This window comes from Lactiplantibacillus sp. 30.2.29 (assembly GCF_018991255.1).
GTDB classification, from domain to species: Bacteria; Bacillota; Bacilli; order Lactobacillales; family Lactobacillaceae; genus Lactiplantibacillus; species Lactiplantibacillus pentosus.
On record NZ_JAGYGU010000001.1, the window covers coordinates 210,631 to 222,578 of the forward strand.

The following is an 11,948-nucleotide window of genomic DNA, read 5'->3' on the forward strand; positions in this document are numbered from 1 at the left end:
GATAATTAGAGTTGTTTCATTAAGAATTGAAACACTCGTTGGGCGTTGTGTCCGTCCTGATGTGGAAATGTCTTTTGCTTTAACTCGTGAACATAGCTCAAGTCGAGTTGGTCCAAATCATGCGCAATGAAGCTTATGAGCGCACCGGCCTCATCAAAGTGTGGTGCCCCGAGATAGTGATAATAATCGACGTAAAAGCCATTTTTGGCCATATACTGCTCATAATCAGGCGTAAATAGAAAAATTGGCCGCTCAAAATAACTAAAATTAAGCGACAATGACGAATAGTCGGTCACAAACACATCAATCGTCGGCATCAACTGCTTAACCCGTGTGGCATCTTGGAAAATATGCACATTCTTGGGCAACTGCCACTCAGGCAAGCTGAGGTATGGATGCAAAGAGACGTAAATTTCCCATGGTTGTTTAAGCTGTTCACTAGCCGTAATCAACTCATGTATATAGTGTAACACTTGTGCCTCACCATTTGCATCTGGCCGATAAGTCGGTGAGTACAGCAAGCGTTTGGCCCCAGCATGTGGTTCTGGACGTTGCGCCATCAACGCATCCATCATTGGCTCACCCGTCGCAAGCACATGGTCCGGCTGAATATCAAAAGCCGCCACGTAAGCCGGTTTATCCACTTCTGAGTTGATAAACACCCAATCATAATTGGTATGCGGCTTGATGACGCTATCATCAGCGGTCGGCAAGCTGAGTCCGAAGTGTTTTAATGAGCCGATGGCGTGCCACAGTTGAACGACCTGATTATTGGGATGTTTATTAATCGCATACAGTGGGAAAAAATAATCATCGATGATAAACATTTCAGAGCGGGCCAACAGTCGTAAGGCTTGAACTGACGCCAATAAAAAGCCAATTTTGCTTTTTAGCGTCCGATCATAGTGATAGCAGAAAACTTTCAAATCCATGTCACTGTCTTCCACGAACTTAGCATGTAGGACTTTAAGATTATCTGTGAGTTCAGGACTCCGCATCGTGGCAAATGTGACCCGATGTTGCTTGGGGCCGCCCAACCAATAGAATAGTTGATATAAGCCATTGAAACCAGCTCGTAGCAATAATAGCTTTAACGTTTTTAAATTTAAACGTCCCACTCCATCACCGCCTTGCCCCAATAGTTGGTTAGGGCGCCTTCAAAGAAATCGGTTATATCCTGAATCGTGCTGACCTTGCGCGTGAAGCCGACCAAGTTCTGCAGCCGTTCACGGGTAACTGGGCTCTTAGTCAAAATATCGATGGCCCGCTGGAAATCAGCGCGACCGCTCCGACTTACGCCACGTAGCGTCAAGCCTTCTGCTAAAACGGAGCGCGTATCGATGCCAACTGGATCTTCGGAAACACCCATTAAAATGGCTGTTCCCATTGGACGAATGTGCTGAATGATTTGGGCAATTGCTGATTCACTACCGCGACCACCAGTACATTCCAGGGCCTGACTAACTTGTAAGTCGCTTGGAATATCGTCGACTAAGTAGGTCTTGTCCGCAAATGAGAAGTAATCCAGCTTGGAACGGTGACGGCCAAAAATCATCAACTGACTGTCTGGAAAGATCTGTTTGACTAACGTGGCCGTGATAAAGCCGAGGTTACCGTCACCCCAGATGCCAATGATCTTGCGGTCCGCATCCATGACAGCTTCAAGCTGGGTCAACGCGTGCACGCCAACTGAAACCATTTCAATGAAAGCTGACATTTGGTGATCAAAGTTGTCTGGTACGACGATTGCCCGGTCGCGATGGAGACTCACATACTCTTGCATAAAGCCATCATAGCCACTGGAACGGAACTTCGACGTTGGTAAGTAGTTTTCTTTGATAATTGGGTCCGTTTCAAAAGGCGTATTAGGCACCATCGCCACTAGCGTCCCCGGCTTGAATTTATTTTGGGGATCCTTGACCACTTCGCCAACGCCTTCATGAATCAAAGCCATCGGTAGTTTTTGTCGTAACGTCGCTTGTGGCCGCTGCCCAGTAAAATAGCGCGTGTCCGCATGACAAACGGATAAATACTTTGGCCGTACCACAATATCATTATCAGTAATTTCTTCCGCGACGGTCTGAACTTCAATCTGGCGAGGATCTACTAATCGATAAACTTGATTTAACATACTAGTCCCTCGTTTCTACTAAAGCGGATGCAACCCGCAAATCATAAGGCGTGGTGATCTTAAAGTTATAGTTTTCGCCGCGCACCATCGTTACTTCTTCGCCGGCCAACAAACAAATCTTGCACGAATCTGATAGTGTTGCCTTTTGAGCATCAGTCAAGGCGTTATATGAGTTAACTAAGGTCTTAATGTTAAAACTTTGTGGCGTCTGACCCTGATACATCGTCGAGCGAACTGGAATATCGTCAATTTTACCTTCCGTTCCTTGAACGATCGTATCGATTGCGGGTACGACGGTATCCACTGCAGCATGCTTCAGTGCGGCTTCAATATTGTCATTAATGATTCGTTGGGTGATAAATGGGCGCACGGCATCGTGAGTAACCACAATATCATCATCGTGTGAGCCATAATTTTTCTGAATATATTCAATGCCCTTCATCAGCGTTTCATTGCGTTCAGAACCACCAGTGACGACGTGCACCCGCTCGTCTGAGATGTACTTTTTAATCAAGTCCTGCGTGTGACTTAACCAGTCAGCTGGACAAACGACCAAGATTGCATCAAATCGCGATTCTAAGACGAACTTTTCGATGGTATGAATTAGAATTGGCTTGTCTGCCAAGGTCAAAAATTGTTTTGGCATTGGAACATTTCCCATTCGGGTTCCCTTACCACCAGCTAAAATCTGTGCATAAATCATATCAACATTACTCCATTCATGGTACGTATTATTTGGCAATTATAAACATAAATTATGGATTTTCTATGAACATAATTGTAATAACCATCGATTTCCAACGTTCGGAATGCGCATGTCGGAACCTTTAGCAAGTTGAAATAAAATGGTTATTAACAATTTTGAAAATCGATACGTCTAATTCCATAACATCTCTAATCTAGTACAATTCAGACCACACAGACAAGGGGCAATTCATAAAGAATTAGTAATGTTTCCTCACTTTGTCATTAGTGGTATGCTTGAGTTGCACTGTTAGTTAATTGACTTTCTGTTATCATTATTATGAACGGTTGAGCTCAGATATGCAATGGAATGCGTACACTTAGGTCTGTGCTTAGAGACGTTTTTTGTTCAAGCGATTAGTTAAAGTAACACTTTACATAATTATATTGATACAATCTCAACGGCTATACTTATATCAATTTATTAAAATTCACAAGCATGCCTTAATATCAGCATTAACTGTTATTAATTGGTATACTAGCCCTAGAAAACTAACGAAATGGTTGTGATTATTTTTGACTCGTATACGACACTCTGGACTGGACTTCTCCGTCGCCACCCTGAATTTCCTGGCAAACGTCGGCATTGTCCTGCCCTATGTTTTGATTCTGTTTAAGTATCAGCAGACCCACAATGCCAATTACTTGGCGGCCATCGTCGTCTTTTATGTGGCACGGGCTGCTAGTGTTTTTGGCACCAAGCATTTGAATCTTAAAGCTAGCAGTTACCTGCTGATTTGTCTTTGGCTCGGTGCGATCGGTAGCCTACTGTTTTGTTTGACCGCTAATTTAGTGATTGTTCTGATTGGCGCCCTATTTTTAGGCTACACATCCGCCAACATTTGGCCCTACTTTCTAACTATCAAGCTCCACTTGTCACAACAAACAGATTTTAAGCTCAAACGGTTCTACTGGTTGATTTTTGCGGCACTCGGTGTATTATTTGGTCTAGATTTTGCGCTCGGTTGGGGCTATCGCCTAGCTTTTGCGATTCTCGCATTGTTATTCATTATTGCGTTACCCGCTGGTCGGCTACTCAGCCGTTTCTCATTAGCCTTTTACAACGACCATCAGGCTGCCGACGCTCGACCGATTAAACCGTGGCGCGTGGCAGTCTTCATCATCTTCTTTGCCGTAATTGGTCTCTTGACGCTGCTCCGGAAAGCGACGATTCAGATCGCGTTACCGGCCGTACTCGCGATTATTGTTTTCGCCATTATTTTACTCAACCTAGAATTGGCTGCTGACTGGCAAGCGATGCCCGCAAACAAGCTACGGATCGTGAATCGCGGTTTTCTGTTGAGCTTCGTTTTACTATTCAATAGTTTCTTCGGCGTATTTGTCTTCGGTAAGCTGGGGAATGTATTTAGTGTTTGCCATTTATTTATTAGGCTTCGAAACGGGACACCCGCTCTACCAAGCTCTAGCTCACCACGATTCGCAGCAGGCCACCCGGTTGGCACGCATCGGCCTGATTCTGGGCCATGTGTTAGTCGTCACGGCACAACCCGTGTTGTATGTGCTCGGCCTACTCTTGATTCCACTGTATGTCGGGTTTGAAAACCCAGCCATCAACACCAGTGTCTATGCCGCCGAGGTTGATGACCCCGATTTGGCTATCATTCATAAATACCGGTTCTCAACCTATGGCGGCTTGCTATGTCAGTTGTGCTTCTTCGGTCTATTGGTTATTACTAGTAGTCTCAAACATTTAAACCTGATGCGCTTTTTCAATCCCAGTTCGGTTGCGTTGAAAACAACTTACTTGGTCGGCATGGTCTGGCCACTTGCTGTAATTTCACTGGTTGTCTCCCTGATTACGCTCTACGGACAACGCTACTTCAAGCGTGAGTAAGCGTGATTATCGTAAAAAGGAGGTTTTCCGTCCATGATTCTTGTTGCTAGTGCAGCCATTATTCTGCCACTGATTTTACTCGGTGGACTCAATTTATCTGCAACGCGTGGGATGAGTCTCAGTGCGTTGGTTGTGATCGTGACTGGCTATTTCTTCTGGCATCTCAGTCCAATGGTGATCACCGCTTCGATTTTACAAGCGATTCATAAAGCGTTACCGATTTTATGGATTTTATTCGGTGCATTGTTAATGCTAAATTGTCTACGGGCCACTGGGGCTATTGATCGTATTAATCAGGGCTTTCAAGCCTTGTCAGCGGATATGCGGCTTCAAACGGTCTTGGTCGCCTTCCTGTTTGGCGGGTTGATTGAAGGGGTTTCCGGCTTTGGGACACCGGCCATGGTCACCGCGCCGCTACTAATTGCTTTGGGCTTTTCACCAATGGCAGCGGTGATTTTAGCATTGGTTGCAGACTCGACTCCGGCTGCGTTCGGTGCGGTCGGCACGCCTTTGACCGTTGGGCTCAGCAACGTGACTGAAAAAACGAGCCTGCTCAACGCAATTGGCTTACGAATCACACAACTCGATTTATTCGTGGGAGCCTTAATGCCGGCAGTGCTGATTTTAATTTTGATTCTCTGGTTCGGCCCTAAGGAGCACCGTTTCAAGCAGTGGCTGGCTACCTTACCATGGGCGTTAGTCATCGGCTTTGTATATAGTTGTTTGGCACTACTGACCGTTTGGCTGATTGGTTATGAATTTGTTTCGATCATCGCACCACTGGGCACTTTAGTGGTCGCCATCGTCACGATTCGGTTCAGGTGGTTGTTACCAAAAACGGTTCAAACTGCCCCGTGGCGCACGGATGGCAACGCTCCACAGCCAGCTGCAAAACATCAGATGAGCCTGGTCACGGCTTGGTTTCCGTATTTACTAGTGGTGCTGTTACTACTCGCTAGTCGGGTCTTGGCGCCGTTAAAGACGGCGATGACCCACTATTTCAACCTGTCTTGGACGAATATCTTAGGCTACAGTCAAATCAATTCGGATTGGGAACTGTTATATTCACCCGGAACGATTTTGGCAATTGCCGCCATCATTGGCTTACTAGTACAAGCCCGCTCACTAAAGCCCTTGCTGCCAACTGCCAGTACCGTCGTTCGGTCAATGGGCAACACCGCGATTGCATTGGGCGTCACCTTGATCATGGTCCAGGTCTTTACTAATTCAGGCCTGAATCAGGCAGCGCTACCCAGCATGCCGATGTACATTGCCAAGTTTGTGGCCAAATACCTCGCAGGTGTCTGGATTATCATGGCGCCATTTCTCGGCCAACTGGGCGCGTTCGTTACTGGGAGTACCACGGTCTCCACGTTGACGTTTGCCCAGATTCAAGCCGACATCGCAGCCAATGCCAACTTAAGTACGACCGTGATCTTAGCCGCGCAATTGGTCGGTGCGGCTGCCGGTAACATGATCTGCGTCCACAATATTGTTGCCGTAAGTTCAGTCGTCGGCCTCAGTGGCCAGGAAGGTGCGATTCTTCGTAAAACGTTGTTACCAGGACTCGGGTATGCGCTGTTAATCGGCATGGCTGGTCTTGTTCTCATTAACCTTCTAGTTTGATCCATTGCTCACTTGTTAGACATGCGTTGACCGTCAGTCATCCGCGTGTCTTTATTTTTACCGACGTTTAGCCTAAAATAAGATTAGCATTTTCAACGTAAAGGAGGTCCGGAACATGCAAGTACGCTTAGTTTCAACCTTACAGTTAGGTGACCGCATCGTCGGGCCGACACCTGATACGGCTGCTAATCGGGCCCTGTATCAGCGCTATGCCAAACGGCTCCAAGCACGCCTAGGTATTGGCTTTCAAGTCTATCTCGATACTAGCGACGGCTATGACTTATTGCATGCCCGCGATTATGATACCGATACCAGTTGGGTCGTGGCGGCCAGCATTTACCAATCGTTAGTCGATTCTGAGGTGTTGACGCATCACCGAATCATCGCGCTCGCCGACCAGGACTTGATCTTGAAAAACACGGTGGACCTAGAGCGGCAGTTACGGATGCCGCAGTCTTAAAATGAGCAGCTACTGAACGCAAGCAAGCGTCTCGGTAGCCGTTATTTAGAAGCACCATTACTGCCACCGCTCAAACTAGTGACTTTCCGTGAGCACGTCCCTATTTGTTGACTGATCATCGCCACTAAAACCCCATAAAAAGGCTGTGTCCCCGGATTAACTATCCGTGACACAGCCTTTTTAGATGCCTCACCAGCAAGAAGTCATCCGCCAGTAACTTGTTCAGATCTAAATGGCACTATTGCATGCTAGCAGCGAGTTTGATCGCCGTAGTGGCGTCATGTGCACTGACTTTGTAAACCACTCGTCCAGCTTGCCACTGAATCACTTGTCGTAAGCCATCCGTGGAGATTGCCTCTAGCTGAATTGACCCGACCGACTTAGGGGCAGGCAAATAGTAGCTTTCGAGGGTATTGACCGTTTGTTTGGCTAAAGCGACCCCTAAGTCATTTTGCGTGGTATAGGTGTGGACTTGTAATGACCACTGGCCCTCGTTCCACAAAATATAACGCTGACCGGCACCTGAATCCAGGTAGCCAGTAATTTGATGGCCTAAATCAACGGTTGGTAGCCCCTTGTCATCTGAAGCATTGCGGTGACCAATGGCTTGGGCCGCCGCCTGATTAGAGGCGTAGGTCTTCTTATTCACCGTCGCATACGGCGTTTCTTTAGCAACGGCTTTGCTATTAAACGCTTGCGCGGTTTGACCAACGCTGTAGCTGACCGTGTAGTTCGCTTGGCTGCCTTGGTAGCGGACGTTTAGCTGCTGACTGCCACTGGTCAGGCCGTCAGTCTGTGGCAACAGAACGTTCCCCAATGCTTTGGTGAGTTGCTGATTAAGCGTGGTTAACCGGGTCGTGCCATTCGTCGTCGTTGTGGCCTTGGTTGACGACTGGGTGCTGGCAGACGAGGATGCTTTTGCCGTGCTAGACTGCTTTGAACTGCTCATCGTTTGCTTCGACGCTTGACTCGTTGAAGTGGCAGCCGCCTTGGACTTAGATTTTGTAGCCGCTTTTTTGGACTGCTTGACACTGGCCTTCTTAGAAACGGTCGTGGTCTTGCGCGCTGATGATGACGAGGCATCACTTTTAGTGGTGGACTGATTCGTACTACAGCCGACTAATAGGAGTGCAAGTGGTAGGATGAATAATGATTTAAAACGCATGTGAATCCCTCCCCAATAATGATTCACAACTGGCCCACTCGCCGCAGTTGGCAACGGTGTCCAAGTTGATTGACTTAATTATAGAATAACTAGCCACTTAATGCGCGCCGTTTGCACTCCAAAAAACACCGCTAAGCAGTCCAATTAACGTAAATGAACGTGATTGTCCTGATTAGCGGTGTCTTCTGATTTAAATTAATTTTCTGATTGCACCCGGTGCATCCCCCGTTCAATCACGAGTAGCGCCACGAACCAAACGACTGACCCGATGACTGCCCAGCGGTTGACGGTATCAAAACACAAGATAACGGTGACGGCGATAAAAAAGACTAGTGTCGCCACGTTAGACAGCGGGAACAATGGTAATTTGAACGGATTGTTTGCACTGTCCGCGGTCCGTTTGTAGACCAAGTGACACACAAGTAACGCACACCAGACAATGATAAAGTTGGTGGTTGCGACGTTTGAGATCAACGTGAAAACCGTACTTGGAATCACGTAGTTTAGCGCCACAATGATCAATAAAATCAGTGATGAGAACAAGAGCGACTGCGCAGGCACGTTGTAACGGTTGACCTTACCCATCCACCTCGGGGCATTTTGACCGTGCGCTAATGTAAATAGCGTCCGACTCGTACTGAAAATTGCACTGTTGCAGGCTGATAATGCGGCGGTCAAAACGACGAAGTTAATGATGCTAGCGGCCGCCTTGATGCCGATATCACTGAAGACTTGCACGAATGGTGACTGACTAGTCGTAATCTGGTCCCAAGGGTAGATCGACATAATCACGAATAACGCACCGACGTAGAAAAACGAGATTCGAATCGGTAGACTATTGATGGCGCGGGGCAGCTCCGTTTCAGGATTTTCCGCTTCCCCAGCGGTGATACCGACCATTTCAATACCAGTGAAGGCAAAGATGACCAGTGAGAAAGACATCAAGAAGCCCTGGACACCCTTAGGGAAAAAGCCGCCGTGGCTGACCAGATTCGTAACGGACACCGTTTGACCGCCGACGTGTGCGGATGACCCAATCAAAATTGCACCCGTCACGATCAACGCGATAATGGCGACAACTTTGATCATCGAGAACCAGTATTCGAGTTCGCCAAAGGCACTGACGGATAACATATTAAATACCAGCAAGATTAAAATAATAATTAACGGTGTGACCCACTGTGGAATCCACGGGAACCAATATCGAATGTAGATTCCACTGGCAGTCAAATCGGCCATCGCGAGACTGATCCAGCACAGCCAGTAAGTCCAACCAATCGCGAATTCGAATCGTTTTCCTAAATAGCGGTTGATGAATTCCAAAAATGAATGCAATCGCGTATCCGAGAGCAATAATTCACCCAACGCACGCATCATCAAGTAACAGAAGAACCCACCAATTGCGTAGGCCAACAAAATTGACGGTCCGGCCTGCTTGATGGCCGAGCCGGAACCGAGAAATAGCCCCGTCCCAATGGCACCACCCAGTGCAATCATTTGAACATGCCGCCGCTTCAATTTACGGGCAAGCTGCTGATTTTCCATATGACCTCAACTTTCCTTTAATCCAATTTAATAATAATTTTCATAAAATTACAGATTTTTTCATGTCCATTCATTTTATGATAAATGTTTGGACTTCGCAACTTTTGGTTAATTTTAACCGGACATTTGTGGGTTTCGATTGCCAGCAACCGTGATATCTGGTATATTTAGGTACTTTGATTCATTCTGAAATACCAGTCATTAGCACAAAAGGAGCTTACTTATGTCAACTAAAACCACTGATACTTTCTGGAAACGTTTCTTCAAGGGCATCGTGATTGCCCTCGGCTTCATCCTACCGGGGGTCTCTGGTGGCGTACTGGCCGCAATCTTGGGCATTTATGAACGCTTGCTCGGCTTCATGGCCCATTTTCGCCAAAACTTCAAACGGGACTTCTGGTACTTTGTCCCGGTCGGTCTCGGGGGCATCGTCGGGATTGCAGCCTTATCCGCCCCATTAGAATATTTATTAGCACATGCCCAAGTCATCGTTTTATGGGGCTTTGCTGGGGCAATCATTGGAACGCTACCGGCCTTAACGAAAACGGCAGTAAGCCAGTCCAAGCGCGATTGGTTAGATCTGGTCTGGTTCTTTGGGACCTTCTTCATTAGCGCGGGCCTGCTGTACTTTATGAGCGAACTATTTGGCACGCTACCAGCTAATTTTGGGGGCTTTATCGTTGCCGGAGCCTTGATTGCTTTGGGCGTGTTAGTGCCTGGGTTGAGCCCATCTAACTTACTCCTGATCTTAGGCCTCTTTACGCCAATGTTGACCGGCTTTAAAAAATTCGATATCGTCGGCGTCTATTTACCAATTGCGATCGGTGGGATCTTAGCGATGGCCTTGTTCTCAAAGTTAATGGATTACCTGCTCATCAAGTTCCATTCACGAGTCTATCACTTTATTCTAGGCATCGTGCTGGCTAGCACCCTGCTGATTTTGATTCCAAATCCATACGCTGCCGAAAGCATCTCATACGCCAACGCGACCTTGAGCACGTATTTATTTAGTGCAGTGGCGCTGCTAATCGGCATTGGACTCGGTTACTGGATGAGTGCCTTAGAAACGAAATATAAATAACCACTGAAAATGAGTTAATGGTCTGCATCCGCCAGCACCGTTCATTGGACGGCCATTCAGAATAACAAACGACGACGCTAACTTGAAGCTAGCGTCGTCGTTTTTGGTTTCACAATATTTAAATTAAGTCTGGTCTCGTGACTCAGCCGCGGCCGTGATTATGGTTAGCTAAAGTGACATGACGCGTCCAGTTTGTGAGCCGGCCGTGATTGCGTCTCTCTGACCATGCCACATCAGCATGATTCACGCGTCACTACAATTCGATTGCTGGGCTAGAGAATCTCTAGCTTTGATTCCGTCGCCGTCTGGGTTGCAGTCGCCGCAGTTCGTTAACCTGGGCTTGAATCTCACCCAACATCTGCGTCTGCATTTTTTGAATCTCCAGCATGTTGGGTTCGTCTTGTTGAATCAAATGGTCGACTTTCGAATGCAGGACGCGAATTTCTTCTTCGGACATTGAATTGACCTTAAAATCGTTGGTCGCTTGCAATCGATCATACTCGGCTGCCCGATTTTGGCTCATCATAATCAGCGGGGCTTGAATCGCTGCCACCATACTTAGGAACAAGTTCAGTAAGATAAAGGGATACGGATCGAAATGATGGCTAAAAATCGGTAAGACGTTCAGTAGCATCCACACGAGCATCACCAGCACGAATGAAATGATGAACGCCCAGCTCCCACCAAACCGTGCGACGGCATCCGCCACCCGTTGGCCGAATGTCAGCGATTGTTCCAGTTCACTGTTAACATCGACGACTCGGTACGTATGGTTCGCTAAAATTTTCGAAAGCTGCGCATTGACCTTATCGTTTTGTCGATAATCATTTTCGATCATGGCATCCATCTTGGCGAGCCGATAATGGACGAGGTGCTCGCTACAAATAAAACTGCTGTTATGCGCCTGTGGGAAATCGGCCATGATCATCTGCCGTAGTCCCGATTCCAATTCTTCTAATCGCATGCCGTCAACGACCTGGTATCGCTGTTGATCGACAATGCAAATTGCTGTCTTTGCCATCAAATCCACACCTTTCTACAATTCCAGCGGCCGCGGAACAAGCGGGCTTGCCCCAACTCTGATACCCAGGAGACGCGTCGCCGTTTGACCAGTCAGTCGTGCGTCAATAACACTTAGTCCTCGCATTGGCGTCTGATCCGTTCACGTTGCGACCATTCAAACCGCCATCCCATTTTCAATACCCGTTCCATACCGCTGCTATCCTCATTATACAAGTTAAGCAGATAACTGCCTAGTCAAACACGACCGCAAAAAGCGCCCTTAACAAACAGTGCGATTCAACAACGCATTGCAAGGACGAGTATCCATTATTCTAAACT

The 11,948-nt window shown here is 47.2% G+C and carries 9 protein-coding genes and 1 pseudogene; 4 read left to right on the top strand and 6 right to left on the bottom strand.

The features are described from left to right. Window positions 1-5: 5 nt before the first annotated feature. Genes KGF65_RS00905 through KGF65_RS00915 form a run of 3 tightly spaced genes read right to left on the bottom strand, consistent with a single transcriptional unit; the run spans window position 6 to window position 2,834 of the window. Window positions 6-1,118 carry a CDP-glycerol glycerophosphotransferase family protein gene (locus tag KGF65_RS00905; protein ID WP_216747989.1) on the bottom strand — a complete coding sequence of 371 codons (1,113 nt, stop codon included), beginning with the start codon at window positions 1,116-1,118 and terminating at the stop codon, window positions 6-8. Next, on the bottom strand, window positions 1,106-2,131 hold the full coding sequence (locus KGF65_RS00910) for a ribitol-5-phosphate dehydrogenase (protein ID WP_088769495.1): 1,026 nt from the start codon (window positions 2,129-2,131) through the stop codon (window positions 1,106-1,108). Before KGF65_RS00910 ends, KGF65_RS00905 begins: the two co-directional genes overlap by 13 nt. Before the next feature lies 1 nt (window position 2,132). After that, on the bottom strand, window positions 2,133-2,834 hold the full coding sequence (locus KGF65_RS00915) for a 2-C-methyl-D-erythritol 4-phosphate cytidylyltransferase (protein ID WP_105924247.1): 702 nt from the start codon (window positions 2,832-2,834) through the stop codon (window positions 2,133-2,135). Window positions 2,835-3,391: 557 nt separating this feature from the next. On the opposite strand from KGF65_RS00915, the pseudogene KGF65_RS00920 reads away from it, so the two are divergent. The 3 genes and pseudogenes from KGF65_RS00920 (at window position 3,392) to KGF65_RS00930 (ending at window position 6,816) form a co-directional block, all read left to right on the top strand. After that, a pseudogene (locus KGF65_RS00920) lies at window positions 3,392-4,730 on the top strand (hypothetical protein). 33 nt (window positions 4,731-4,763) lie between these two features. After that, complete coding sequence (locus KGF65_RS00925; RefSeq protein WP_105924245.1) at window positions 4,764-6,356, top strand: L-lactate permease; 1,593 nt, start codon at window positions 4,764-4,766, stop codon at window positions 6,354-6,356. A 115-nt stretch (window positions 6,357-6,471) separates the two neighbouring features. Further along, window positions 6,472-6,816, top strand: a complete 345-nt coding sequence (locus KGF65_RS00930; protein ID WP_050338635.1) for a hypothetical protein — start codon at window positions 6,472-6,474, stop codon at window positions 6,814-6,816. Between the two features lie 238 nt (window positions 6,817-7,054). Here the strand turns inward: KGF65_RS00930 and KGF65_RS00935 are convergent, their stop codons facing one another. Beyond that, a complete protein-coding gene (locus KGF65_RS00935; RefSeq protein WP_101873468.1) occupies window positions 7,055-7,981 on the bottom strand; it encodes a hypothetical protein in 927 nt (308 codons plus the stop codon). A 195-nt stretch (window positions 7,982-8,176) separates the two neighbouring features. Beyond that, complete coding sequence (locus tag KGF65_RS00940) at window positions 8,177-9,526, bottom strand: amino acid permease (RefSeq protein ID WP_088769500.1); 1,350 nt, start codon at window positions 9,524-9,526, stop codon at window positions 8,177-8,179. 223 nt (window positions 9,527-9,749) lie between these two features. Between KGF65_RS00940 and KGF65_RS00945 the strand changes: the two genes are divergently transcribed. Next, window positions 9,750-10,607: a DUF368 domain-containing protein gene (locus KGF65_RS00945; protein WP_056952861.1), complete on the top strand. Its 858-nt coding sequence runs from the start codon at window positions 9,750-9,752 to the stop codon at window positions 10,605-10,607. A 283-nt stretch (window positions 10,608-10,890) separates the two neighbouring features. Here the strand turns inward: KGF65_RS00945 and KGF65_RS00950 are convergent, their stop codons facing one another. Then, entirely contained in the window at window positions 10,891-11,628 is a 738-nt protein-coding gene (locus KGF65_RS00950; RefSeq protein ID WP_003638787.1) for a DUF1003 domain-containing protein, read from the bottom strand. Window positions 11,629-11,948 lie beyond the last annotated feature (320 nt).